The following is a 23,622-nucleotide window of genomic DNA, read 5'->3' on the forward strand; positions in this document are numbered from 1 at the left end:
CGTCCCTGTCAGCGCCCCTCGGTCCTTCGTGGCACGGCGCATGTGGGCGTCAGGTACATAACCGAGAAAAACAAGGAGAACGGCCATGGCCGTCGTCACGATGCGGGAGCTGCTGGAAAGCGGCGTCCACTTCGGTCACCAGACCCGTCGTTGGAACCCGAAGATGAAGCGCTTCATCTTCACGGAGCGCAACGGCATCTACATCATCGACCTGCTCCAGTCGCTGTCGTACATCGACCGCGCCTACGAGTTCGTCAAGGAGACCGTCGCCCACGGCGGCACGGTCATGTTCGTCGGCACGAAGAAGCAGGCGCAGGAGGCCATCGCCGAGCAGGCCACCCGCGTCGGCATGCCCTACGTCAACCAGCGCTGGCTGGGCGGCATGCTCACCAACTTCTCGACCGTCTACAAGCGTCTGCAGCGCCTCAAGGAGCTCGAGCAGATCGACTTCGAGGACGTCGCCGCGTCGGGCCTCACCAAGAAGGAGCTTCTCGTGCTCTCGCGCGAGAAGGCCAAGCTGGAGAAGACCCTCGGTGGTATCCGCGAGATGCAGAAGGTGCCCAGCGCCGTCTGGATCGTGGACACCAAGAAGGAGCACATCGCGGTCGGTGAGGCCCGGAAGCTCAACATCCCGGTCGTCGCCATCCTCGACACCAACTGCGACCCCGACGAGGTCGACTACAAGATCCCGGGCAACGACGACGCGATCCGCTCCGTCACCCTGCTCACCCGCGTGATCGCCGACGCCGTCGCCGAGGGCCTCATCGCCCGCTCCGGCGTCGCCACCGGCGACAAGGGTGACAAGGGCGCGGGCGAGCCGCTCGCCGCGTGGGAGCGCGACCTGCTCGAGGGCGAGAAGAAGGCCGAGGAGGCCCCGGCCGCCGAGGCTGAGGCTCCGGCCGCTGCTGAGGCCGAGGCGCCCGCCGCCGACGCTGAGGCCCCCGCTGCCGAGGCCCCCGCCGAGGCCGCTGCCGAGGCTCCGGCCGCCGAGGCCGAGCAGGCCTGACCCCTCACCCCTTCGGGTGTTCCGACGGCGGGGGCCCACCAGCCCCCGCCGTTTGGCCCGTAGATCTTCAGACTTCGAGAGAGACTTCAAGGATCATGGCGAACTACACCGCCGCCGACGTCAAGAAGCTTCGTGAGCTCACCGGCGCCGGCATGATGGACTGCAAGAAGGCCCTGGACGAGGCCGAGGGCGATGTCGACAAGGCCGTAGAGGCCCTGCGCATCAAGGGCCAGAAGGGCGTCGCCAAGCGCGAGGGCCGCTCCGCCGAGAACGGCGCCGTGGTCTCCCTCATCGCCGACGACAACACCTCCGGTGTCCTGGTCGAGCTGAAGTGCGAGACGGACTTCGTCGCCAAGGGCGAGAAGTTCCAGGCCGTCGCCACCGCGATCGCCGAGCACGTCGCCGCCACCTCCCCGGCCGACATCGCCGCCCTGCTCGCCTCCGAGATCGAGGCCGGCAAGACCGTCCAGGCGTTCGTGGACGAGGCCAACGCCAACCTCGGTGAGAAGATCGTCCTGGACCGCTTCGCGCAGTTCGCCGACGGCTTCGTCTTCTCCTACATGCACCGCACCATGCCCGACCTGCCCCCGCAGATCGGTGTCCTGGTCGAGCTGGACAAGGCCGACGCCGACCTGGCGAAGGGTGTCGCCCAGCACATCGCCGCCTTCGCGCCGAAGTGGCTCTCCAAGGAGGACGTGCCGGCCGAGGTCGTCGAGTCCGAGCGCCGCGTCGCCGAGGAGACCACCCGCGCCGAGGGCAAGCCCGAGGCCGCCCTGCCGAAGATCGTCGAGGGTCGCGTCAACGGCTTCTTCAAGGACGCCACGCTGCTCGGCCAGCCGTACGCGCTGGACAACAAGAAGTCGGTCCAGAAGGTTCTGGACGAGGCCGGTGTCACCCTGAAGCGCTTCACGCGCATCAAGGTCGGCATCTGAGTCCGTACCGCGTGCGACGCCGGACCCCGATAGGGTCGTAGGCAGTCGTCCGGTACGCCGCCACGCACGCGTGTGGCGGACGACAGCAGATCTGACGAGGAGGCCATTGCCGAGCATGGGATGCGAACCAGTTCCCATCGGCAATGGCCTTCTTCGTATGTGCGACCCCTTGAAAGAGGCGAGAACTCCATGACCACCAAGGCCCAGAAGAGCGACGACGGCAAAGTACGCGGCCGGTTTCTGCTGAAGCTGTCCGGAGAGGCCTTCTCCGGTGGCGGGGGCCTGGGCGTGGACCCGGACGTGGTGCACAAGATCGCCCGGGAGATCGCGGCCGTCGTGCGCGACGGAGCGGAGATCGCGGTCGTCATCGGCGGCGGCAACTTCTTCCGCGGCGCCGAACTCCAGCAGCGCGGCATGGACCGGGCCCGCTCCGACTACATGGGCATGCTCGGCACCGTGATGAACTGCCTCGCCCTCCAGGACTTCCTGGAGAAGGAGGGCATCGACTCGCGCGTGCAGACCGCCATCACCATGGGGCAGGTCGCCGAGCCGTACATCCCGCTGCGCGCCGTGCGCCACCTGGAGAAGGGCCGTGTGGTCATCTTCGGCGCCGGTATGGGCATGCCGTACTTCTCCACCGACACCACCGCCGCCCAGCGCGCCCTGGAGATCGACGCCGAGGCGCTCCTCATGGGCAAGAACGGCGTGGACGGGGTCTACGACTCCGACCCCAAGGCCAACCCCGAGGCCGTCAAGTTCGACTCGCTCAGCTACGGCGAGGTCATCACCCGGGACCTCAAGGTCGCCGACATGACCGCCATCACGCTGTGCCGCGACAACAAGCTCCCCATCCTGGTGTTCGAGCTGCTGGCGGAGGGCAATATCGCCCGCGCCGTCAAGGGTGAGAAGATCGGCACGCTCGTGGGTGACCAGGGCAGCCGGGACTGACGATCCGGCAACCACCCCGTCCGGGGGACGGACGGGACGGACCCTGCCGGGGGATGGACAATGTCCTGCCGGTCGGGAACCGTGCAGGAAGAAGACGCGACGCAGCCGGCCGCCGCCCCTCACCAAGGAACCGCAGCCGGGCCTCACTCAAGACACGCAGGAGCAAGTGGTGATCGAAGAGACCCTCCTCGAGGCCGAGGAGAAGATGGAGAAGGCCGTCGTGGTCGCCAAGGAGGACTTCGCCGCGATCCGCACCGGCCGTGCGCACCCGGCGATGTTCAACAAGATCGTGGCCGACTACTACGGCGCGCCGACGCCGATCAACCAGCTGGCTTCGTTCTCCGTGCCGGAGCCGCGCATGGCGGTAGTGACCCCGTTCGACAAGACGGCCCTGCGCAACATCGAGCAGGCCATCCGGGACTCCGACCTGGGCGTCAACCCGAGCAACGACGGCAACATCATCCGCGTGGTGTTCCCCGAGCTCACCGAGGAGCGCCGCCGCGACTACATCAAGGTCGCCAAGGGCAAGGCGGAGGACTCCCGGGTGTCCATCCGCTCGGTCCGCCGCAAGGCCAAGGACGCGATCGACAAGCTCGTCAAGGACGGCGAGGTAGGCGAGGACGAGGGCCGCCGTGCGGAGAAGGAGCTCGACGACGCGACGCACAAGTACGTCGCCCAGGTGGACGAGCTCCTGAAGCACAAGGAAGCGGAGCTTCTCGAGGTCTGATGAACGACTCTTCCTGGGGCGCGCCGCCACAAGCCGGGTACTGGGGGCCGTCCGACCAGGGGCCTGTCCAGGGGGCTGCCCCGGCGGGTCCCGCGTACGATGCGCCTGAGGCGCAGCACACTCGCCCCATGCCCATCGTGCCCGACGGACCCGCCGTACCCCGATACGGCGGCGACCAGGATGACGACCGGGGGGCCGCTCGGCTGAGCGGCCCCTTGTTCCGCGACGAAACCACGTCGGCGCAGCCCCGTGCGGCGGCGCCGCAGAATCCGGAGCCCATGCCCGACGCCCCGCAGCCGGCGCCCGCGCCGCAGAAGAAGAGCGCGGGGCGGGACCTGGGTGCGGCCATAGGGGTCGGCGTCGGGCTCGGCGCGGTGATCGTCGCGTCCTTGTTCGTCGTCAAGGCCGTCTTCGTCGGCGTCATAGCGGTCGCCGTCGTCGTCGGTCTGTGGGAGCTGACCTCCCGGCTCCAGGAGCGCAAGGGCATCAAGGCGCCCCTCGTGCCGCTGGCGGTCGGCGGTGCCGCGATGGTCGTCGCCGGATACGTCCGGGGTGCCGAGGGCGCCTGGGTCGCGATGGCGCTGACCGCGCTGGCCGTCCTGGTCTGGCGGATGACGGAGCCCCCCGAGGGCTATCTGAAGGACGTCACCGCGGGCGTCTTCGCGGCGTTCTACGTGCCGTTCCTGGCGACGTTCGTCGCGATGATGCTCACCGCGGACGACGGCGCGTTCCGGGTCATGACGTTCCTGGTCCTGACCGTCGTCAGCGACACCGGGGCGTACGCCGTCGGCTGGCGCTTCGGCAAGCACAAGCTCGCTCCGCGCATCAGCCCCGGCAAGACCCGCGAGGGCCTGCTGGGCGCGGTGTCGTTCGCGATGGTCGCGGGTGCGCTGTGCATGCACTTCCTGATCGACGACGGCACCTGGTGGCAGGGGCTGCTCCTCGGCCTCGCGGTCGCGGCCAGCGCCACGCTGGGTGACCTCGGCGAGTCGATGATCAAGCGGGACCTGGGCATCAAGGACATGGGCACGCTACTGCCGGGGCACGGCGGCATCATGGATCGGCTGGACTCCCTGTTGCCCACGGCGCCGGTGGTGTGGCTGCTGCTCGTTCTCTTTGTCGGGTCGGGCTGAAGCCGGGGCACGGCGCCATGCCGCGGTAGCGGCGCGTCGACACAGCATGGACCGGCTGGACTCCCTGCTGCCTACGGCGCCGGTGGTGTGGCTGCTGCTGGTGCTGTTCGTCGGGTCCGGCTGATCGTTTCCGTAACGGTGAGGAGCCCCCGCTTCGGCGGGGGCTTCCGCTGTTTCCGGGGGCGGCCCGGTTGTTCCGGTGGGCGGTCGAGCTGTTGCGGTGGGCGGCCGAGTGGGACGATTCCCCTGTAAGCCCTCGAAGGGGACCGCCCTGGAAGGAGGGCGTCATGTCCGCCATCCGTGAAGTGATCGACGTCGACCGCAGTCCCGAAGACGTCTATGCGTACATCACCGACCCCTCCCACCTGCCGGAATGGCAGCTGAGCGCGGTCAAGGCAGAGCCGCTCGACGAGGGGCCCGTGCACGCCGGTTCCCGGGTCCGGGTCACCCGGCGCATCGGGAACCGTGAGATACCGATGACCGTCGAGTTCGACCGGCTCGACCCTCCCTACAGCTGGGACCTGCACGGAGTCGAAGGCCCCGTCAGGCCCCGTACCCACGGCGAGATCGAGCCGCTCGACGACGGACGCCGGTCCCGCGTGACGATAGAGATCGACTTCGAGGGGCACGGCCTCGGCAAGGCCCTGGTACCCCTCGTCGTCCGCCCCCAGGTCCGCAAGGAGCTCCCGCGCGACGAGCAGCTGCTCAAGGAGTGCCTGGAGCGCCCCACCACCTAGTGCGCCCCACTAACTGGAGCGCCCCGCCACCTAGGACGTGCAGACGTCCGTCAGCGCACTCGCGGCGGCGTCGATCCGGCTGCTGTCCGGGTCGGTGTCGCCGTCGAGGATCGCCTGGTTGTAGTCCTTGATGGCCTTGTCGAGGTCGGCGACGGCCTGGTCGACCTTGCTGTCGTCCGTGTCGTCGTTGATCTTGTCGAGGTTCTTCTCGATGGTGTCGATGGATTCGTCGGTCCTCGACGGGTCCTTCGCCGCGTCCCAGCCCGCCTCGTGGATCGCCTTGAGGCTGTCGGCGATGGTGTCGGCGTTGCCGAGGCAGTTGATCGCTTTGTCGGTGTCCTCGCAGCCGGTGAGGAGCCCCGCGGTCAGCGTGACGGCGGCGACGGTGGTGGCGATGGCGGCGATACGGCGTCCGCGTCGGCGGTTGGCGGCCATGGAACGGTCCCCTCCTGGAAGGCACAGGGCGCTGCTGCGAGCTGTGTGCCGTCCACGATTCCGCCGTAGGGTCTCCTGCTACGAGGCAGCTGCCTCCCGTATGGGTGGTGGAGCGGGCTACACCGCGAGGGGCGGGCGTATGGCGGGGCGTATGTGGGTTCCGAACAGCCTGGGGCAACTGCGGGAGTGGCTGGAGGGGAACAGCATTCCTCACGCGTCGTGGGGGACCGACGGGACCAAATCCGTCCAGCATCTGTGGGACGAGATCGAGGCGGGGGAGACGACCCTGGACTCCGGGCCGGCGTTGCGTCGCGTCAGCGTCGTCACCCTGCGGATCCGGCAGGGTGGCAAGGAGCTCGTGGAGATCGCGCAGCTGATGGCCGACGGCACGTGGCGCCCGCGGAACGAAGCCCCCGCCGAGAAGATGAAGCCGGGAGAGGAAGCGTCCGCCACGGCACGGCGGTGCCTGGCCGAGGAACTGGGCGTCGAGGGTCCCGGAGTCGTCGTGGGCACCGCTACCGAACGGCGTCTGCGCAGGGACTCCTCACCGTCGTACCCCGGTCTGGCCTCCGAGTACGTCTTCCACGACGTCGACGTCGAGGTGCCGGGCCTGTCCTCGGGGAACTTCTGGACCAGGGAGGCCGGCGACGGGGTGGTTTCCGCGCATCTGTGGGCGTGGCGGTAGCCGACTGGGGCACTCCGGTTGATCTGCGACACTGGTATGACCATGCCCAAGCCCGGAGAACTCATTTTCGTCGCCCCGCGCGGAGCCAAGAAGCCGCCGCGGCACCTCGCCGATCTCACGCCCGCCGAGCGCAAGGACGTCGTGGCCGAGATCGGTGAGAAGCCGTTTCGTGCCAAGCAGCTCTCGCAGCACTACTTCGCGCGGTATGCGCACGACCCGGAGCAGTGGACCGACATCCCGGCCGCGGCCCGTCCCAAGCTCCAAGAGGCGCTGCTTCCCGAGCTGATGACCGTCGTACGGCATCTGTCGACCGACGAGGGGACCACGCGCAAGACGCTGTGGCGGATGTTCGACGGGACGCTCGTGGAGTCGGTGCTGATGCGGTACCCGGACCGGGTGACCATGTGCATCAGCTCGCAGGCCGGGTGCGGGATGAACTGTCCCTTCTGCGCCACCGGGCAGGCCGGTCTGGACCGGAACCTGTCCACCGCCGAGATCGTCCATCAGATCGTCGACGGGATGCGGGCGCTGCGGGACGGCGAGGTGCCCGGTGGGCCGGCTCGGCTCTCCAACATCGTCTTCATGGGTATGGGTGAGCCGCTCGCCAACTACAAGCGGGTGGTGCAGTCGATCCGCGCGCTCACCGACCCCGCGCCCGACGGGCTCGGGCTCTCGCAGCGGGGCATCACCGTGTCGACCGTCGGGCTCGTGCCGGCCATCCACCGGTTCGCCGACGAGGGCTTCAAGTGCCGGCTCGCGATCTCGCTGCACGCCCCCGACGACGAGCTGCGCGACACCCTCGTCCCCGTGAACACGCGGTGGAAGGTGCGCGAGGTGCTCGACGCCGGGTTCGAGTACGTCGAGAAGAGCGGGCGGCGGCTTTCGATCGAGTACGCGCTCATTCGCGACATCAACGACCAGGCCTGGCGTGGGGACCGGCTCGGGCGGCTGCTGCGCGGCAAGCCCGTGCATGTGAATCTGATTCCGCTGAACCCGACTCCCGGGTCCAAGTGGACCGCTTCCCGGCCGGAGGACGAGAAGGCCTTCGTCGAGGCCATCGCCGCGCACGGGGTGCCCGTCACCGTTCGGGACACCCGGGGGCAGGAGATCGACGGGGCCTGCGGTCAGCTGGCGGCCGGCGAGCGGTAACCTGAGCTCGTACGTACATCTTCATATTCCGACAGGGGAGCGCCACAGCGCTGAGAGTGCGGCAATCGGGCCGCAGACCCTCTGAACCTCGCCCAGGTCATTCTGGGTAGGAAGTTCGGTCATCACTCAAGCTGTTGCGCCCTGCCCGGGAGCCGGTGGGTTGTCCCACGGTCCCGGGCGGGGCCGCGTCTCTTCCTGGTCACCCCCAGGAGGAATCCAGTGAGCATCACCAAGAAGGCCACGGTCTTCGCCGTCGGGTTCGGTCTCGTCGCGCTGTCCGCGTGCGGGTCCTCCGACAGCGACGGCGGTAGTGACAGCGGTGGCGGTTCCAAGACCGTCACGCTCGTCAGCCACAACTCGTGGGCCGTCTCCAAGGGCGTCCTCGCCGCCTTCGAGAAGCAGTCCGGGTACAAGGTCAAGGTTCTCGAGGACGGCGACGCCGGGCAGGCCGTCAACAAGGCCATCCTGACCAAGGACAACCCGCAGGGCGACGTCTTCTTCGGCGTCGACAACACCCTGCTCTCACGGGCGCTCGACAACGGGCTGTTCCAGTCGTACGAGGCCAAGGGGCTCGGTTCGGTCGCCGAGCAGTACCAGCTCGACGGGGACAAGCACCGGGTCACCCCCGTCGACTACGGCGACATCTGCGTCAACTACGACAAGGCCTACTTCAGCGAGCACAAGCTGGCGCCCCCGGCCTCCCTCGACGACCTGATCAAGCCAGCCTACAAGAACCTCCTCGTCACCGAGAACGCCTCCACCTCCTCGCCCGGGCTGGGATTCCTCCTCGGCACCGCCGCCAAGTACGGCGACAGCGGCTGGGAGGGCTACTGGACGAAGCTCAAGGCCAACGGCGTGAAGGTCGTCGACGGCTGGGAGCAGGCCTACAACGAGGAGTTCTCCGGGTCCGCCGGCGGCAAGAAGGCCAAGGCCGACCGGCCGCTCGTCGTCTCCTACGCCTCCTCGCCGCCCGCCGAGGTCATCTACGCCGATCCGAAGCCGACGACCGCGCCGACCGGGGTCGCCGAGGGGACGTGCTTCCGGCAGATCGAGTTCGCGGGGCTGCTGAGCAACGCGAAGAACAGTGCGGGCGGCAAGGCGCTCATCGACTTCCTGATCAGCAAGAAGTTCCAGGAGGACATGCCGCTCAACATGTTCGTGTACCCGGTCGTCGAGGGTGCGGCCGTGCCCGCCGAGTTCACGAAGTACGGGCCCGCCGCCAAGGATCCGGAGACCATGGACCCGGCCAAGATCGCCGACAACCGTGACCAGTGGGTCAAGTCGTGGACCTCGCTCGTACTGAAGTAGCGAAGCCGGCCCCTCGCAAGGGCTCCGCTCGCAAGGGCTCCGCGAAGAGCGCGGCGGCGCGGCTCGGTCTGATGGCCGTCCCCGTCGCGTTCTTCGGGGTCTTCTTCGCCTGGCCCGTCGCCGCGATCGTGGCGCGCGGGCTCAAGGTGGACGGGGTGTGGGAGTTCGGCCGGATCACGGACGTGCTCGCCCAGTCCGACATCCGGCACGTGCTGTGGTTCACCACCTGGCAGGCCCTCGCCTCCACCGCGCTCACCCTGCTGGTCGCGTTGCCCGGCGCCTATGTCTTCGCCCGCTTCGACTTCCCCGGCAAGCAGGTGCTGCGGGCGGTGGTCACCGTCCCCTTCGTGCTGCCGACGGTCGTCGTGGGTACGGCGTTCCTGGCGCTGGTCGGGCGCGGGGGACTGCTCGACGAGCTGTGGGGCGTACGGCTGGACACGACCGTGTGGGCGATCCTGCTCGCGCATGTCTTCTTCAACTACGCGGTCGTCGTACGGACGGTCGGCGGGCTCTGGGCCCAGCTGGACCCGCGGCAGGAGGAGGCCGCGCGGATGCTGGGCGCGTCCCGGCTGCGCGCCTGGCGGAAGGTCACGTTGCCCGCGCTCGGGCCCGCGGTGGCGGCCGCGACCCTGATGGTCTTCCTGTTCACCTTCACCTCCTTCGGTGTGGTGCAGATCCTCGGCGGACCGACCTTCTCCACCCTCGAGGTGGAGATCTACCGGCAGACCTCGGAGATCTTCGACCTGGCCACGGCCGCCGTCCTGACGATCGTCCAGTTCGTGGCCGTCGGCTCGATCCTCGCCCTGCACGCCTGGACCGTACGGCGGCGGGAGACGGCACTGCGGCTGGTGGACGCGTCGCTGACGGCCCGGCGGCCGCGCGGGGCCGGACAGTGGGCGCTGCTTGCCGGGGTGCTGGCCACCGTCGTCGTGCTGCTTCTGCTGCCGCTCGCCGTGCTGGTGCAGCGGTCGCTCGACGCCCCCGACCTCGGCTACTACCGGGCCCTCACCCACAGCGACGGCGGCGTCTTCCTGGTCCCGCCGATCGAGGCCGTCGGGAACTCGCTGGAGTACGCCCTCGCCGCCACCGCCATCGCCGTGCTGATCGGCGGACTCGCCGCGGCCGCGCTGACCCGGCGGGACGCGGGACGGTTCGTACGGGGCTTCGACGCGCTGCTGATGCTGCCGCTCGGAGTGTCCGCGGTGACCGTCGGCTTCGGGTTCCTGATCGCCCTCGACGAGCCGCCGCTGGATCTGCGGGCGTCGTGGATCCTGGTGCCGCTCGCGCAGGCGCTGGTCGGGGTCCCCTTCGTCGTACGGACCATGCTGCCCGTGCTGCGGGCCGTGGACCACCGGCTGCGGGAGGCCGCGGCCGTGCTCGGGGCGTCGCCCTGGCGGGTGTGGCGGGAGGTCGATCTGCCGTTGGTGCGGCGGGCGTTGCTGATCGCGGCCGGGTTCGCGTTCGCGGTGTCGCTGGGGGAGTTCGGGGCGACCGTGTTCATCGCGCGGCCCGACAATCCGACGCTGCCGGTCGCGGTGGCGCGGCTGCTGGGGCGGGCCGGTGACCTCAACTACGGGCAGGCGATGGCCCTTTCGACGATTCTGATGGTGGTGTGCGCGGTGGCGTTGCTGGTGCTCGAGCGGCTGCGGACCGATCGGACGGGTGAGTTCTGATGCTGCTGAGCCTTGAGGGCGCGACGGTCCGCTTCGGCGGCCGGGCCGTGCTGGACGCGGTCGACCTGGCGGTCGCCGAGCACGAGATCGTGTGTGTGCTCGGGCCCAGCGGGAGCGGGAAGTCCACGCTGCTGCGAGCGGTGGCCGGGCTGCAACACCTGGACGCGGGGCGGGTGTCGCTGGACGGCCGCGATCAGGCGGGGGTGGCCGCGCACAAGCGCGGGGTCGGGCTGATGTTCCAGGACCACCAGCTGTTCCCGCAGCGGGACGTGGGCGGGAACGTGGCGTTCGGACCGCGGATGCACGGCACGGCGAAGGCCGAACAGACGGCTCGGGTAAGGGAGTTGCTCGACCTCGTCGGTCTGCCCGGTGCCGAGCGGCGGGCCGTCGCCTCGCTCTCCGGCGGGGAGCAGCAACGCGTCGCGCTGGCCCGCGCCCTCGCACCCCGGCCCCGGCTGCTGATGCTGGACGAGCCGCTCGGGCAGCTGGACCGCTCGCTGCGGGAGCGGTTGGTCGTCGAACTCAGGGAACTCTTCGGGCGGTTGGGCACGACCGTGCTCGCGGTCACCCATGACCAGGGGGAGGCCTTCGCGCTCGCCGACCGGGTCGTGGTGATGCGGGACGGGCGGATCGCCCAGTCCGGTACGCCACTTGAGGTGTGGCAGCGGCCGGTGGACGAGTTCGTGGCCCGCTTCCTCGGCTTCGAGAACGTGGTGGAGGGCCTGGTCGGCGGCGAGGCCGCGGACACGCCCTGGGGGAAGCTGCCGGTGCCCGTCGGGTCCGCGCAGGGTGTGCGGAGCCTGCTCGTGCGACCCGCGGGCGTACGGCTCGTGGGCGCCGACGAGGGACTGCTCTGCACGGTCGCCGCCCGGACGTTCAAGGGCACGCATGTCGCCGTACGGCTGCGGCCGGAGGGGGACGGGCCGCGCCTGGAGGCGGCGTGCGCGCTGCGGGAGGCGCCGGAGGTCGGGGACCGGGTGGGGGTCGAGTTCGACGGGGACGAGATCGTCGTACTCGACTGAGTCTGCACAGCCACCGGGGGCTCGCATGACTGTGGCCCGTCCCCTGACGGAGGACGGGCCACAGGTACTACGGGCGGGACGTCAGCGGGTGCTGCTCGCTCCACGGCGACGCAGGCCGAAGAAGACCGCGCCGCCACCGATGGCGACCAGGGCGACCGCCACTCCGGCGATGACGCCGGTGTTGGAGTTCGCACCGGTCTCGGCGAGGTTGGAGTCACCGGCCGCGGGGGTCGGAGCGTTGCTCGGCGTGGCCGCCGGGGCGGTGCTCTCGCTCTCCGAGGCCGACGGGGCCGGGCTCGAGGGCTCCTCGGCCGGCGTGGAGGCGGACTCCGACGGGGACGGGGTGGCCGTCGGCGTGGGGGACTCCTCCTCCTTCTTGCAGGCCGTGGACGGGGTCGTCAGGTTCGGCTTGATGTCCTCACCCTTGATGTAAGGCAGGGCCTCGACGTGGATGCGGTACTCCGCGTTGGGCGCCCAGTCCTCCTCGAAGGTGATGGTCGTGCCCTCCTTGGAGCCCTTGACCGTCTGCTCGCCGACCTTGCGGACGTCGGCGTTGTTGTCGACCAGGTACACGGAGACGGTGGCCTTGACGCCGGCCTTGTCGACGTCGGTGACGGTGATGACGCCGTTCTCGCCGTCGCACTTGGCTTCGGCGGAGAACTCGTTGATGTTGCACGCCAGCGCGTTGCCGGCGACGCCGAGCGCGAGCGCGGCCGAGGCGGAGGCGACACCGAGGATGCGCACGGAACGTGCGACGGTGCGGCGGGATATGGACAGAACTGCCACGTTTGTCCTTTACGGGATGCGCAAATGCGGGGGGTTGAGGGAGAAGTGATGTGACATCACGATCCCCACGAGACTCACAGGTTTATAAGCGTGACGTAAGTAGTGTCAACGTGTAGGCGCATCCTGGGCATTGCCTTTGCCGTCTTATTAACCACCGAGACGTTTCAACGCCTCCGGAGCCTCCTCGATTCGGTCAACCAGGGCGATTCGCGACTCCATAGACCGCTCCCGGGCAAGTGACCGCAGCAGCGGCCAGGTCGGCAGCTTCTCGGTCCAGTGCACCCGGTCCACCAGCACCATCGGCGTCGGTTCGCCGCGTGACTCGTAGTAGTTGGGCGTGGCGTTGTCGAAGATCTCCTGTACGGTCCCGGCGGCGCCCGGCAGGAACACCACACCGGCGTTCGAGCGGGCCAACAGACCGTCCTCGCGGGTGGCGTTGGCGAAGTACTTGGCGATGTGCGAGGCGAAGGGGTTCGGCGGCTCATGGCCGTAGAACCAGGTCGGGATGCCCACGGACGCGCCGCCCCGGGGCCAACGGGTGCGCACCTCGAACGCGGCCGCCGCCCAGTCGGTGATCGAGGGGGTGAACTTCGGTGCCTTGGCGAGGAGTTGGAGCGCCTCGGTGAGCATCTCGTCGTCGAACGGGGTGGCGTACGCGCCGAGGTTCGCCGCCTCCATCGCCCCCGGGCCGCCGCCGGTGGCGACCGTGAAGCCGGCCCGGGTCAGCTCCCGGCCGAGCCGCGCGGCACCGGCGTAGGCGTCCGTGCCGCGGCCCATCGCGTGGCCGCCCATGACGCCCACGACCCTGGTGTCTCTGAGGAGTTCGTCCAGGGCGTCCGAGACGGCGTCGTCATGGATCGAGCGGAGCATCGAGGCGAGTATGTCGCCGTCGGCCTTGGTCTGCTGGAACCAGGCGTACGCGCGGGCGTCGAGAGTCTCCTCGTAGCCCTTCGCGAGGCCGGCGAACAGCTCGTCCGGCGAGTAGAGAAGACCCCGGTACGGGTCGAACGGGAGGCCCGGGACGGGCGGGAAGACCATCGCGCCGTCCGCGCGGACCTTGGCCGCCGCGTCCTCGCGCATCGGGCAGCCGAGGAAGACGGCGTTCGCGGTGTCCGTGGCGAGCAACTCCCGTGTGCGGTCCGTCAGATCGACGGCCTGGACACGGAAGCCGGCGAGGGAGCCGCGGGCCGAGACCGTCGCGTCGAACTCTTCGAGGGTCTCGATCTCACGGTCGTCGTGGTGGGCCGCATGGGCGGGCATCGTGTGCACCCGCCCATGCTAGACAGGGCGAATTGTGAGGGTGGTTCAGCCCTCCATCGCGGCCGGGTCCATCCACACGACCTCCCAGGTGTGGCCGTCGAGGTCGTCGAAGGCGCGGCCGTACATGAAGCCGGGGTCCTGGACCTTGTCCGACACGGTGCCGCCCGCAGCGCCCGCCTTCTCGACCAGCTCGTCCACCTTCTCGCGGCTCTCGGCGCTCAGACAGAGGATCACCTCGCTGGCCTTCGAGGCGTCCGCGATCTCCTTCTTCGTGAAGGTCGAGTAGAACGACTTGGTCAGCAGCATCGCGACGATGGTGTCGCTGATCACCACGGAGGCCGCGTCCTCGTTGCTGAACTGGGCGTTGATCGAGTAGCCGAGCTCCGTGAAGAACTTCTTCGAGGCGTCGAGGTCGTCGACCGGCAGGTTGACGAAGATCATCTGCTGGTAGGGCGTGGCGGTCATGTCGGGTCTCTCCCATCGGGGTTCGTCGTGTTCGGTGGGTAGACCGGGGCGATGAGCGGAACTCATCGGCGGGAGGTCAACTTTTTTCGGAGGAGTTTCTCAGCGGGTCAGCGGCATCGCCGCGAGCTCGGCGACGAGAAGGGTGAGCGGGGCGAACAGGGCCAGTACCGCGCCCGCGCGCAGGGCGGCCGCACTGCGGAGCATCGTGGCGGGGGCGCCGAGGCGGAGCAGGGCGGCGGTGGTGTCGGCCCGGGCGTGCTTGGCCTCCACCGCCGCGGTGAGCAGAGTCGCGATCGTGCAGCCGGTCACCAGGAGCGTGCCGAGGGTGGTGAGCGGGCCGAAGGCGTCGGTGCCCGGGTCCTGGAGTTCCGTCATGGCGTACGTCGCGGAGGCGACCGCGCAGACCACACCGAGGGGGCGGCCGATGCGGGTGGCCTCCTCCATGAGGACACGTCCGGCGAGGAGGCGCAGGGCTCCGGGGCGGGCGGACTGGAGCAGCCGGCCGCAGAGGTGGGTCAGTCCGGGGCCGGCGAGGGCGAGGCCCGTGGCGGTGAGGAGCCAGCCGAGGAGGACGGGGACGGGGGCGGTGGTCAGGCCGCCGGGCATGGTGAGGGGACGGGGGTTCGTGGCCCGGGTCGCGTAGGCCTCCGTGGCCAGGCCCGCGGCGAGGACCGCGATGCCCCAGGGGAGGCCCTTGGGGGCTTCTCGGGGCGCCGGGGGCAGGACGTGGGGGGCCAGGTCGTTGGGGGTCGGGTCGTGGGGCCGGCTCTCGTCGGTGGGGGGCGCCGCGGGGGCGGGGTCGCCTGTCCGCGCGGGCGGGGCGCCGGTCTTCTTCGGCTCGGGAGCCGCCTCGGCGGCTGGACCGCCCGCCGGCTGGACGGCTCCGCGCAGCCGGGCGCCGAACCTGCCGTACGCGCCGAACGTCTCCCGTGCCCCGGTCCTGCCGTACGCCCCGAACCTGCCGTACGACCGGGCCGCCCGCCGGGTCGCGGCGGTGCGGGTGTCCTTCGGGCGGTGGGCGAGGGCCACGGCGACCGACGCGATCACCGGGACCAGGCCCAGCAGTGTCAGGGCGGCCGGTAGTGGCAGGGACTCGTCCGCCGCGAGGAACTCCGCCGCCGCCCCGTCGAAGGGCATGCCCGTCAGGTCGCCCCGCAGGTGGAGGAAGAACAGGAGCGCCAGCATCGAGCCCAGGGTGCAGGACAGGGCCGTGGTCGCCGCCGAGACGGCCATCAGACGGGCGGGGCCCAGACCGATGGCCGCCAGGCCGGGCCGGGGGCGGGTGCCCGGGTCGGTGCGGGCCACCGCCATCGCGAAGTGGACCGTGGCCGCCAGCGGGGTGAGGCACCACGCCAGGCGGAGCAGCGAACCCGTCGGATCGTCCTGGTGGGTCATCGCGTAGCCGAGGGTGCACAGCAGCAGGAAGCCCGTGCCCGCCGAGGCCATGGCCACCAGCAGCCGGCGGAGCTGTACGGCCGGCTTCGCGCCGCGGGTCAGACGGAGAGCGAGCACGCGGCCCGGCCTTCCGACTCGGTGACCGGGGGGAGGTGGACCGTGTGCACGCGGCGGCCGTCCAGGAGCGAGACCGTGCGGTCGGCGAGCGCGGCCGTCTCCGCCTCGTGGGTCGCCAGGACCACGGTGATGCCGTGCGAGCGGGCGGCGGTGGTGAGGGTGCGCAGGACGTGGCCGCGGTCGGCGCGGTGCAGCGGGGCCGTCGGTTCGTCCGCGAACAACACGGTCGGGGCGGGGGCGAGGGCCCTCGCGATGCAGACGCGCTGGCGTTCCGACTGGTTCAGCTCGTGCGGGCGCTTGCGGGTCCGGTCGCCCACGTCGAGGCGCTCCAGCCACTCCAGCGCGGCCGTCTTGGCGCGGCGGCGACTGGTGCCGCGGAGCATGAGGGGGAGGGCGGCGTTCTCCCAGACGTTCAGCTCGGGGACGAGCACCGGGGCCGGGTCGATCCAGCCGAAGCGGTCGCGGCGCAGCCGTTCGCGGGTCATCGGGCCCATCGTGTGGACCGGCACGCTGTTGAACCAGACCTCGCCGCGCTGAGCCGGGACCAGTCCGGACAGACAGTGCAGGAGCGTCGTCTTGCCGCTGCCGCGCGGGCCGCTGACGGCGAGGATCTCGCCCTCCTGGACACCGAGCGAGACACCACCGAGGCCGGGTGAGCCGTCCTTGTAGGTGAAGTGCAGGGCACGAGCCCAGAGAACGTCGTTGTCGGGCGGGGCCACCATGGCGTACACCTCGGTTCAGATCCTTTTGCCTCGTCAAATCCCCCGTGCGGGGGAACGAAGACAGGGCCGATCGGTTACCAGGCACGCTAGAGAGACGGGGTGGAAACCCCGGACAGCACGCGGCCCGGGGTGCGTCCTTCTCACTCGGACGGGTGCACCCCGGGCCGTATAAGCGGCTGAACCGCCGAAGGCGGGAACGGACTGCGAGCTACTAGAGCTTCGTCCAGGCCTCGGTCAGCGTCGCGCGCAGGATCTGCTCGATCTCGTCGAAGGTCCCCTGGTCGGAGATCAGCGGCGGGGCGAGCTGGACGACCGGGTCGCCACGGTCGTCGGCGCGGCAGTACAGGCCGTTGTCGTACAGCGCCTTGGAGAGGAAGCCGTACAGGACGCGCTCGGTCTCCTCGTCGTTGAAGGACTCCTTCGTGGCCTTGTCCTTCACCAGCTCGATGCCGTAGAAGAAGCCGTTGCCGCGGACGTCGCCGACGATCGGCAGGTCGTGCAGCTTCTCCAGGGTCGAGCGGAACGCGCCCTCGTTGTCGAGGACGTGCTGGTTGAGGTTCTCGCGCTCGAACAGGTCGAGGTTGGCGAGGCCCACCGCGGCCGAGACCGGGTGGCCGCCGAAGGTGTAGCCGTGCAGGAAGGTGTTGTCGCCCTTGTAGAACGGCTCGGCCAGGCGGTCGGAGATGATGCAGGCGCCGATCGGGGAGTAGCCCGAGGTCATGCCCTTGGCGCAGGTGATCATGTCCGGGACGTAGTCGAACTTGTCGCAGGCGAACATCGTGCCGAGGCGGCCGAAGGCGCAGATGACCTCGTCCGAGACCAGCAGGACGTCGTACTGGTCGCAGATCTCGCGGACCCGCTGGAAGTAGCCGGGCGGCGGCGGGAAGCAGCCGCCGGCGTTCTGGACCGGCTCCAGGAAGACCGCGGCGACCGTGTCGGGGCCCTCGAAGAGGATCTGCTGCTCGATCTGGTCGGCGGCCCAGCGGCCGTAGGCCTCGGGGTCGTCGCCGTGGATCGGGGCGCGGTAGATGTTGGTGTTCGGCACCTTGTGCGCGCCGGGGACCAGCGGCTCGAAGGGGGCCTTGAGGGCCGGCAGGCCGGTGATGGACAGGGCGCCCTGCGGGGTGCCGTGGTAGGCGACCGCGCGGGAGATGACCTTGTACTTGGTCGGCTTGCCGGTGAGCTTGAAGTACTGCTTGGCGAGCTTCCAGGCGGTCTCGACCGCCTCGCCGCCACCGGTGGTGAAGAAGACCTTGTTGAGGTCGCCGGGCGCGTGGTGGGCGAGGCGCTCGGCCAGCTCCACGGCCTTCGGGTGGGCGTAGGACCACACGGGGAAGAACGCGAGCTCCTGGGCCTGCTTGAAGGCGGCCTCGGCGAGCTCGACGCGGCCGTGGCCGGCCTGGACCACGAACAGGCCCGCGAGACCGTCGAGGTAGCGCTTGCCCTTGTCGTCGTAGATGTGGGTGCCCTCGCCCCGGACGATGGTGGGCACGGGCGACTTCTCGTACGAGGACATGCGGGTGAAGTGCATCCACAGGTGGTCGTACGCGGTCTGGCTGAGGTCCTTGGAGCTCACGGTTATCGGGTCCTCACGGTTATCGGGTTCCCCACATGTAGGTCTGCTTCTTGAGCTTCAGATAAACGAAGCTCTCGGTGGAGCGCACGCCGGGGATGGCGCGGATACGTCGGTTGATGACCTCCAGCAGGTGGTCGTCGTCCTCGCAGACGATCTCCACCATCAGGTCGAAGGAGCCCGCGGTCATCACCACGTACTCGCACTCGGACATGGAGGTCAGCGCGTCGGCCACGGACTCGACATCGCCCTCGACATGGATGCCGACCATCGCCTGGCGCCGGAAGCCCACGGTGAGCGGGTCCGTGACGGCGACGATCTGCATCACGCCCTGGTCGAGCAGCTTCTGGACGCGCTGGCGCACGGCCGCCTCGGAGAGGCCGACGGCCTTGCCGATGGCGGCGTACGGCCGGCGGCCGTCCTCCTGAAGCTGTTCGATGATGGCGAGGGAGACGGCGTCCAGATTGGGGCTGGTGCCGTTCCTGGACTCGCGGGAGTCCCTGTGCTCTGCGCTTCGACTGGCCACGACCTCACTGTGCACGACGTCTCGACGGTTTCGCAAGGCCGCAGCGATGAAATTCGTTGTTTACGTGATTCAGACCTGCGGATTTCGCAGCAACGGTGCGATCAGGGGTGTTGAAAACGTGGCTCTGGCGATTAGGGTGGGTGTCTCAACCAATGGACAGTTCGACCCGACACAGGAGGCCGGTCAGTGAGCACCGAGCTGCGTCGTCTGCGCAACTACATCGACGGTGAGTTCCGGGACGCCGCCGACGGACGGACCACGGATGTGGTCAACCCCGCGACGGGCGAGGCGTACGCGACCGCGCCGCTGTCCGGGCAGGCGGACGTGGACGCCGCGATGGGCGCGGCCGCCGCGGCCTTCCCCGGCTGGCGCGACACGACTCCCGCCGAGCGTCAGAAGGCCCTGCTGAAGATCGCGGACGCCTTCGAGGAGCGGGCCGAGGAACTGATCGCCGCCGAGGTCGAGAACACGGGCAAGCCGATCGGGCTCACGCGGTCCGAGGAGATCCCGCCGATGGTCGACCAGATCCGCTTCTTCGCGGGCGCGGCGCGGATGCTGGAGGGCCGCTCGGCCGGTGAGTACATGGAGGGCATGACCTCCATCGTGCGCCGCGAGCCGGTCGGTGTCTGCGCCCAGGTCGCGCCGTGGAACTACCCGATGATGATGGCCGTGTGGAAGTTCGCGCCGGCGATCGCGGCGGGCAACACGGTCGTGCTGAAGCCGTCCGACACGACTCCCGCCTCGACCGTCCTGATCGCGGAGATCATCGGTTCCATCCTGCCCAAGGGCGTCTTCAACGTCGTCACCGGCGACCGTGACACCGGCCGTCTGATGGTCGAGCACCCGACCCCGGCGATGGCCTCCATCACCGGCTCCGTGCGCGCCGGCATGTCGGTCGCCGAGTCCGCGTCCAAGGACCTCAAGCGGGTCCACCTGGAGCTGGGCGGCAAGGCGCCGGTCGTCGTCTTCGAGGACAGCGACATCGCCAAGGCTGTCGAGGACATCTCCGTGGCGGGCTTCTTCAACGCCGGCCAGGACTGTACGGCGGCCACCCGCGTGCTGGTGCAGTCCTCGATCCACGACGAGTTCGTGGCGGCCCTGGCCAAGGCCGCGGCCGAGACCAAGACCGGACAGCCCGACGACGAGGACGTGCTCTTCGGCCCCCTCAACAACCCCAACCAGCTCAAGCAGGTCACCGGGTTCATCGAGCGGCTGCCCGCCCACGCCAAGGTCGAGGCCGGCGGCCACCAGGTCGGCGAGAAGGGCTACTTCTACGCCCCGACCGTCGTCTCCGGGCTCAAGCAGGACGACGAGATCATCCAGAACGAGGTCTTCGGGCCGGTCATCACCGTCCAGTCCTTCTCCGACGAGGACCAGGCCGTCGAGTGGGCCAACGGCGTCGACTACGCGCTGGCCTCGTCGGTGTGGACCAAGGACCACGGCCGGGCCATGCGGATGTCGAAGAAGCTGGACTTCGGCTGCGTGTGGATCAACACCCACATCCCGCTGGTCGCCGAGATGCCGCACGGCGGCTTCAAGAAGTCCGGCTACGGCAAGGACCTCTCGGGGTACGGCTTCGACGACTACACGCGGATCAAGCACGTGATGACGTCTCTGGACGCGTGACGCTCCGCTGAGGGGGGCGGGATTCGTCTGCGGGTGCGTGGGGGCTGGTCGCGCAGTTCCCCGCGCCCCTGGGTGGGTGCGCTGGCCCCGGGTGTGATGAACTCCTCGCCCGGGGCAGCGATGGGGCTTGCGCGAGCTGCGCACACGTGATCGACAAGGTGTCCGCTGCGCCTGCCAGGGCTCGACGCAGCGTCGATTGTCCGCGCCCAGGCACGGACGGCATGCTGCCCACCATGCCCCTCACACCGAAGACGCCTCCGCTCTCCCGTCGGACCCTGCTGCGCGCGCTCGGCGGCGGTGCGGCGCTGGGCGTGCTTTCCGGGTGCGGGGTGCCTGCCGCGTACGTGGCGCCGGGGGACCGTGCCGTCGCTGATCTCTCCACCACCGACAAGCGGCTGACGTGGGCGAACTGGCCGCTGTACATCGACACGGACGACGACGACTCGACGAGGCGGCCGACGCTGGACGCGTTCGGGAAGCGCACGGGGATCACCGTCGACTACGTCGAGGAGATCAACGACAACGACGAGTTCTTCGGCAAGATCAGCCCGGCCCTGATGAACCACCAGCAGACCGATCGGGATCTCATCGTCATCAGCGACTGGATGTGCGCCCGCTTCGTCCGCCTCGGCTGGGTCCAGGAGATGGACCGCGCGAACCAGCCGAACGTCACCGAGTACCTCGACCCGCTGCTGAGGTCGCCCGCCTTCGACCCCGGCCGGAAGTTCACCGTGCCGTGGCAGTCGGGCATCACCGGGATCGCCTACGACCACCGCAGGCTCGGCCGCGAGATACGGAGCGTGCGGGACCTCTGGGCGGACGACCTCAAGGGCCGGGTGACCCTGCTCTCCGGGCTCGACGAGGCGTTCGCGCTGCTGATGCAGGGCAACGGCGTCGACATCCGCAGGTGGCGGGCGGCCGACTTCGACGAGGTCTGCGACCAGGTCGAGCGGCACGTCCGCAGCGGCCACATCCGCCGCTTCACCGGCAACGACTACACCAAGGACCTCGTCACCGGAGACGTCCTCGCCTGCCAGGCGTACTCCGGCGACGTCATCCAGCTCCAGGCCGACAACCCCGACATCCGCTTCGTCGTCCCCGAGGAGGGCGCCGAGCTCTGGTCGGACTCGCTGATGGTCCCCGACCGGGCGCTGCACAAGGCCAACGCGGAGCGGCTGATCGACTACTACTACGACCCCGAGGTCGCCGCGGAGCTCGCCGCGTGGGTCAACTACGTGTGCCCGGTACCGGCGGCCCGGGAGGTCCTCGCGGCCTCCGACGACAAGGACACCGCCGAGCTTGCCGAGAACCCGCTGATCTTCCCCGACGACGAGATGCGGGAACGGCTGGTCATCGCGCGGGACATCACATCGAAGGAACGGGTGGGGTTTGCGAAGAGGTGGAACGCGATCGTGGGCCTCTAGACGACCCCCGGTCGGCTTTGCCATCTCTTTACAACCTGCCCCCTGGCTGTCTCGTCTCTCCGCTCGATCCGTCCCGCAGCCCGCGGGCGGACCGACGAAAGAGAGCGATTGATGCGCCGAACCGGCCTCAGTGCCCTGGTACTCGCGTGCACCGCCGTCCTGGCGGGCGCGGTGCCCGCGTTCGCCGACGCGACCGCGACCCCCAGCCCCGTCCCGACCGCCACGACGGCCCCGAGCGAGGCGCCGACCGCCACTCCGGTTCCCAGCGAACCGACCGCCGCTCCCACCGAGGCGCCGTCCGGGCAGGTCTCCGTCGTGCCCAGCGGGGCGCCCGACACCGGCGTGACGCCGTCCGGGTCCGGCGGCTCGGGCGCGCTGGTCGGCGGGGGCGCCGCCTCGGCCGTGGTCCTCGGCGGCGGTGCCGTCCTTCTCGTACGACGTCGGCGGGCGACCGGCGCATGAGTCCGCTCTCCAGGCGTGCCTTCACCGCGGCGGCGCTGACCACGCTGCTCGCGGGGTGCGGCGGCCAGGGGACCGGGACCGGCACCGGAACCGGGGGCCGTACGGCCCCGACGAGTACGCCGTCGTCCGCCAAGTCGACGGCGCCGCAGGGCCGTACGGTCCCCGTGCGACTGCGGATACCCGAGATCGGCGTCGACACCCCCGTCATACGCCTGGGGCTGGCCTCCGACGGCACGGTGCAGGTGCCTCCGGTCACCGCGCACGACCGGGCGGGCTGGTACGAGCACTCCCCGGTGCCCGGTCGGGTAGGTCCGTCGGTGATCCTCGGGCATGTCACGGTCGGCGAGTACGGGGACGGGGTCTTCCGGCGGCTGGGGGAACTGCGCCGGGGTGACCGCGTCGAGGCACGCCTGGAGAACGGCACGACGGCGGAGTTCGCCGTCACCGAGGTCCGTACGGTCGCCAAGGCCGACTTCCCGGCCGACGCGGTCTACGGGAACGTCGACCGGCCGGAGCTGCGTCTCATCACGTGCGGCGGACCCCGTTCCGGTGCCGGGTACCGCGACAACGTGATCGTCTTCGCCGCGTCGATGTCTTCAGGAGCACGTTGAAACGGTCCCGAGAGAGGGCGGCGTCCGAACTGTTCGCCGCCCTCTACCCACGTCTCGCCGGCTGGTGCCGCCGGCTGGTCGACGACGACGAGACGGCCCACGAGATCGCCTCGGAGGCGTTCACCCGGCTGTGGGCGCGCTGGACGGCCGTGGAGGAGCCACGCGGTTTCCTCTACGTCACCGCGGCCAATATCGTCCGCGACCACTGGCGCAAACTGGAGCGCGAGCGCAGAGCCGTGCGCCGGGCCGGTCACGAGGCCGCGGTGCGCCCGCAGCCGGAACAGGCGGACCCCTCCGTACGACTCCTCGTCCAGTCGCTTCCCGAGCGGCTGCGCGTGCCGATCCTGCTGCACTACTACGCCGACATGCCGATCCGAGAGGTGTCCGTGCTGACCGGACGCAAGGAAGGGACCGTCAAGGCCGACCTCCACGCGGCCCGCGAACTGCTCCGCGCCCACCTGAGGAGAAGCCTTGATCACACGCCCTGACGACGACCCGGACCTCGACCCGGACGACCCGCTCACCGTTCTGCTGCGCCCGCCCGCCGACTACCTCGGCCCGCCGCACGGCCGCTACGAGGCGATCCGGCGCGGCGCGATCCGGCGCAAGCTGCTGCGCACGGCGGCGGGCGCGGCCGTGGCCTGCGGGGTCGCCGCCGCCGTACTGCTGCCGCTGCGGCTGTCGACGTCCGAGGCCCCCGTGACCCCGACGGTCCCGCTGGCGCCGCCGCCCGCGAGCAGCCCCTCGTCCGTGCCGCCCGCGACGGCCACGCCGGCACCAATCAGCCCCGTGCCCGACACGCCCTCGGCGTCCTCGGTGCCCACCGCCACACCGACGACGACCGGCGCCGCCGAACCGACGCCCACGGAGCGGCCGTAGCGAGTGACCGCGGAAGTGTTT

25 protein-coding genes are annotated in these 23,622 nt (G+C 70.0%); 17 read left to right on the plus strand and 8 right to left on the minus strand.

Annotated elements, in window-relative coordinates; genetic code table 11:
* Positions 1–85: 85 nt before the first annotated feature.
* From rpsB to ABKA17_RS05420, 6 genes are all read left to right on the plus strand, one after another.
* Complete coding sequence (gene rpsB / locus ABKA17_RS05395; protein WP_353690643.1) at positions 86–1,006, plus strand: 30S ribosomal protein S2; 921 nt, start codon at positions 86–88, stop codon at positions 1,004–1,006.
* A 95-nt stretch (positions 1,007–1,101) separates the two neighbouring features.
* A complete protein-coding gene (gene tsf / locus ABKA17_RS05400) occupies positions 1,102–1,938 on the plus strand; it encodes a translation elongation factor Ts (protein ID WP_353690644.1) in 837 nt (278 codons plus the stop codon).
* 189 nt (positions 1,939–2,127) lie between these two features.
* Positions 2,128–2,886 (plus strand): UMP kinase, encoded by a 759-nt coding sequence (gene pyrH / locus ABKA17_RS05405; RefSeq protein WP_353690645.1) that lies wholly within the window; start codon positions 2,128–2,130, stop codon positions 2,884–2,886.
* A 169-nt stretch (positions 2,887–3,055) separates the two neighbouring features.
* Positions 3,056–3,613 carry a ribosome recycling factor gene (gene frr, locus ABKA17_RS05410; RefSeq protein ID WP_046261972.1) on the plus strand — a complete coding sequence of 186 codons (558 nt, stop codon included), beginning with the start codon at positions 3,056–3,058 and terminating at the stop codon, positions 3,611–3,613.
* A 128-nt stretch (positions 3,614–3,741) separates the two neighbouring features.
* The gene (locus ABKA17_RS05415) at positions 3,742–4,746 is read left to right on the plus strand and encodes a phosphatidate cytidylyltransferase (protein WP_353690646.1); all 1,005 of its coding nucleotides are present in this window, start codon (positions 3,742–3,744) and stop codon (positions 4,744–4,746) included.
* 287 nt (positions 4,747–5,033) lie between these two features.
* Positions 5,034–5,483, plus strand: coding sequence for an SRPBCC family protein (locus ABKA17_RS05420; RefSeq protein WP_353690647.1), 450 nt, complete (start codon positions 5,034–5,036; stop codon positions 5,481–5,483).
* A 30-nt stretch (positions 5,484–5,513) separates the two neighbouring features.
* Here the strand turns inward: ABKA17_RS05420 and ABKA17_RS05425 are convergent, their stop codons facing one another.
* Complete coding sequence (locus ABKA17_RS05425; RefSeq protein WP_353690648.1) at positions 5,514–5,918, minus strand: hypothetical protein; 405 nt, start codon at positions 5,916–5,918, stop codon at positions 5,514–5,516.
* Between the two features lie 151 nt (positions 5,919–6,069).
* Between ABKA17_RS05425 and ABKA17_RS05430 the strand changes: the two genes are divergently transcribed.
* The 5 genes from ABKA17_RS05430 to ABKA17_RS05450 all read left to right on the plus strand — a co-directional run bounded on the left by ABKA17_RS05430 (position 6,070) and on the right by ABKA17_RS05450 (position 11,755).
* Positions 6,070–6,603: an NUDIX domain-containing protein gene (locus ABKA17_RS05430; RefSeq protein ID WP_353690649.1), complete on the plus strand. Its 534-nt coding sequence runs from the start codon at positions 6,070–6,072 to the stop codon at positions 6,601–6,603.
* A 42-nt stretch (positions 6,604–6,645) separates the two neighbouring features.
* Entirely contained in the window at positions 6,646–7,752 is a 1,107-nt protein-coding gene (rlmN, locus tag ABKA17_RS05435; RefSeq protein WP_353690650.1) for a dual-specificity RNA methyltransferase RlmN, read from the plus strand.
* Between the two features lie 219 nt (positions 7,753–7,971).
* Positions 7,972–9,060, plus strand: coding sequence for a thiamine ABC transporter substrate-binding protein (locus tag ABKA17_RS05440; RefSeq protein WP_353690651.1), 1,089 nt, complete (start codon positions 7,972–7,974; stop codon positions 9,058–9,060).
* Between the two features lie 71 nt (positions 9,061–9,131).
* On the plus strand, positions 9,132–10,733 hold the full coding sequence (locus tag ABKA17_RS05445) for an ABC transporter permease (RefSeq protein WP_353690777.1): 1,602 nt from the start codon (positions 9,132–9,134) through the stop codon (positions 10,731–10,733).
* Positions 10,733–11,755, plus strand: a complete 1,023-nt coding sequence (locus ABKA17_RS05450) for an ABC transporter ATP-binding protein (protein WP_353690652.1) — start codon at positions 10,733–10,735, stop codon at positions 11,753–11,755. Before ABKA17_RS05445 ends, ABKA17_RS05450 begins: the two co-directional genes overlap by 1 nt.
* Before the next feature lie 81 nt (positions 11,756–11,836).
* Here ABKA17_RS05450 and ABKA17_RS05455 read toward each other — a convergent pair whose 3' ends face one another.
* The 7 genes from ABKA17_RS05455 to ABKA17_RS05485 form a co-directional block, all read right to left on the minus strand.
* Entirely contained in the window at positions 11,837–12,541 is a 705-nt protein-coding gene (locus tag ABKA17_RS05455) for an LAETG motif-containing sortase-dependent surface protein (protein ID WP_353690653.1), read from the minus strand.
* Between the two features lie 147 nt (positions 12,542–12,688).
* Entirely contained in the window at positions 12,689–13,810 is a 1,122-nt protein-coding gene (locus ABKA17_RS05460; RefSeq protein WP_353690654.1) for an LOG family protein, read from the minus strand.
* Positions 13,811–13,846: 36 nt separating this feature from the next.
* Positions 13,847–14,266: a VOC family protein gene (locus ABKA17_RS05465; protein WP_353690655.1), complete on the minus strand. Its 420-nt coding sequence runs from the start codon at positions 14,264–14,266 to the stop codon at positions 13,847–13,849.
* 99 nt (positions 14,267–14,365) lie between these two features.
* Positions 14,366–15,778 carry a hypothetical protein gene (locus ABKA17_RS05470; protein WP_353690656.1) on the minus strand — a complete coding sequence of 471 codons (1,413 nt, stop codon included), beginning with the start codon at positions 15,776–15,778 and terminating at the stop codon, positions 14,366–14,368.
* Positions 15,760–16,500, minus strand: coding sequence for an ABC transporter ATP-binding protein (locus tag ABKA17_RS05475; RefSeq protein WP_353690657.1), 741 nt, complete (start codon positions 16,498–16,500; stop codon positions 15,760–15,762). The genes ABKA17_RS05470 and ABKA17_RS05475 overlap by 19 nt, the downstream gene beginning before the upstream one ends.
* Positions 16,501–16,711: 211 nt before the next feature.
* Positions 16,712–18,076 carry an aspartate aminotransferase family protein gene (locus tag ABKA17_RS05480; RefSeq protein ID WP_353690658.1) on the minus strand — a complete coding sequence of 455 codons (1,365 nt, stop codon included), beginning with the start codon at positions 18,074–18,076 and terminating at the stop codon, positions 16,712–16,714.
* Positions 18,077–18,095: 19 nt separating this feature from the next.
* Positions 18,096–18,614 carry an Lrp/AsnC family transcriptional regulator gene (locus ABKA17_RS05485; protein WP_353690659.1) on the minus strand — a complete coding sequence of 173 codons (519 nt, stop codon included), beginning with the start codon at positions 18,612–18,614 and terminating at the stop codon, positions 18,096–18,098.
* A 171-nt stretch (positions 18,615–18,785) separates the two neighbouring features.
* On the opposite strand from ABKA17_RS05485, the gene ABKA17_RS05490 reads away from it, so the two are divergent.
* From ABKA17_RS05490 to ABKA17_RS05515, 6 genes are all read left to right on the plus strand, one after another.
* Positions 18,786–20,225 carry a gamma-aminobutyraldehyde dehydrogenase gene (locus tag ABKA17_RS05490; RefSeq protein WP_353690660.1) on the plus strand — a complete coding sequence of 480 codons (1,440 nt, stop codon included), beginning with the start codon at positions 18,786–18,788 and terminating at the stop codon, positions 20,223–20,225.
* Between the two features lie 233 nt (positions 20,226–20,458).
* Entirely contained in the window at positions 20,459–21,649 is a 1,191-nt protein-coding gene (locus ABKA17_RS05495; RefSeq protein ID WP_353690661.1) for a polyamine ABC transporter substrate-binding protein, read from the plus strand.
* Between the two features lie 111 nt (positions 21,650–21,760).
* Entirely contained in the window at positions 21,761–22,111 is a 351-nt protein-coding gene (locus tag ABKA17_RS05500; RefSeq protein WP_353690662.1) for a sortase-dependent protein, read from the plus strand.
* Positions 22,108–22,722, plus strand: a complete 615-nt coding sequence (locus tag ABKA17_RS05505) for a class F sortase (protein ID WP_353690663.1) — start codon at positions 22,108–22,110, stop codon at positions 22,720–22,722. The genes ABKA17_RS05500 and ABKA17_RS05505 overlap by 4 nt, the downstream gene beginning before the upstream one ends.
* Positions 22,719–23,210, plus strand: a complete 492-nt coding sequence (locus tag ABKA17_RS05510) for an RNA polymerase sigma factor (RefSeq protein ID WP_353690664.1) — start codon at positions 22,719–22,721, stop codon at positions 23,208–23,210. The genes ABKA17_RS05505 and ABKA17_RS05510 overlap by 4 nt, the downstream gene beginning before the upstream one ends.
* Positions 23,194–23,601 carry a hypothetical protein gene (locus tag ABKA17_RS05515; protein ID WP_353690665.1) on the plus strand — a complete coding sequence of 136 codons (408 nt, stop codon included), beginning with the start codon at positions 23,194–23,196 and terminating at the stop codon, positions 23,599–23,601. Before ABKA17_RS05510 ends, ABKA17_RS05515 begins: the two co-directional genes overlap by 17 nt.
* Positions 23,602–23,622 lie beyond the last annotated feature (21 nt).

The organism is Streptomyces sp. RG80 (assembly GCF_040446465.1).
GTDB lineage: Bacteria > Actinomycetota > Actinomycetes > Streptomycetales > Streptomycetaceae > Streptomyces.

What these genes read in the sequence shown, in the direction of transcription:
- ABKA17_RS05430 (WP_353690649.1), top strand. Translation starts at nt 6,070, where the DNA reads ATGTGGGTTCCGAACAGCCTGGGGCAACTGCGGGAGTGGCTGGAGGGG.
- ABKA17_RS05505 (WP_353690663.1), top strand. Translation starts at nt 22,108, where the DNA reads ATGAGTCCGCTCTCCAGGCGTGCCTTCACCGCGGCGGCGCTGACCACG.
- tsf (WP_353690644.1), top strand. Translation starts at nt 1,102, where the DNA reads ATGGCGAACTACACCGCCGCCGACGTCAAGAAGCTTCGTGAGCTCACC.
- ABKA17_RS05500 (WP_353690662.1), top strand. Translation starts at nt 21,761, where the DNA reads ATGCGCCGAACCGGCCTCAGTGCCCTGGTACTCGCGTGCACCGCCGTC.
- ABKA17_RS05420 (WP_353690647.1), top strand. Translation starts at nt 5,034, where the DNA reads ATGTCCGCCATCCGTGAAGTGATCGACGTCGACCGCAGTCCCGAAGAC.
- ABKA17_RS05450 (WP_353690652.1), top strand. Translation starts at nt 10,733, where the DNA reads ATGCTGCTGAGCCTTGAGGGCGCGACGGTCCGCTTCGGCGGCCGGGCC.
- ABKA17_RS05495 (WP_353690661.1), top strand. Translation starts at nt 20,459, where the DNA reads ATGCCCCTCACACCGAAGACGCCTCCGCTCTCCCGTCGGACCCTGCTG.
- ABKA17_RS05425 (WP_353690648.1), bottom strand. Translation starts at nt 5,918, where the DNA reads ATGGCCGCCAACCGCCGACGCGGACGCCGTATCGCCGCCATCGCCACC.
- ABKA17_RS05465 (WP_353690655.1), bottom strand. Translation starts at nt 14,266, where the DNA reads ATGACCGCCACGCCCTACCAGCAGATGATCTTCGTCAACCTGCCGGTC.
- ABKA17_RS05445 (WP_353690777.1), top strand. Translation starts at nt 9,132, where the DNA reads ATGGCCGTCCCCGTCGCGTTCTTCGGGGTCTTCTTCGCCTGGCCCGTC.
- ABKA17_RS05415 (WP_353690646.1), top strand. Translation starts at nt 3,742, where the DNA reads ATGCCCATCGTGCCCGACGGACCCGCCGTACCCCGATACGGCGGCGAC.
- pyrH (WP_353690645.1), top strand. Translation starts at nt 2,128, where the DNA reads ATGACCACCAAGGCCCAGAAGAGCGACGACGGCAAAGTACGCGGCCGG.
- rpsB (WP_353690643.1), top strand. Translation starts at nt 86, where the DNA reads ATGGCCGTCGTCACGATGCGGGAGCTGCTGGAAAGCGGCGTCCACTTC.
- rlmN (WP_353690650.1), top strand. Translation starts at nt 6,646, where the DNA reads ATGCCCAAGCCCGGAGAACTCATTTTCGTCGCCCCGCGCGGAGCCAAG.
- ABKA17_RS05475 (WP_353690657.1), bottom strand. Translation starts at nt 16,500, where the DNA reads ATGGTGGCCCCGCCCGACAACGACGTTCTCTGGGCTCGTGCCCTGCAC.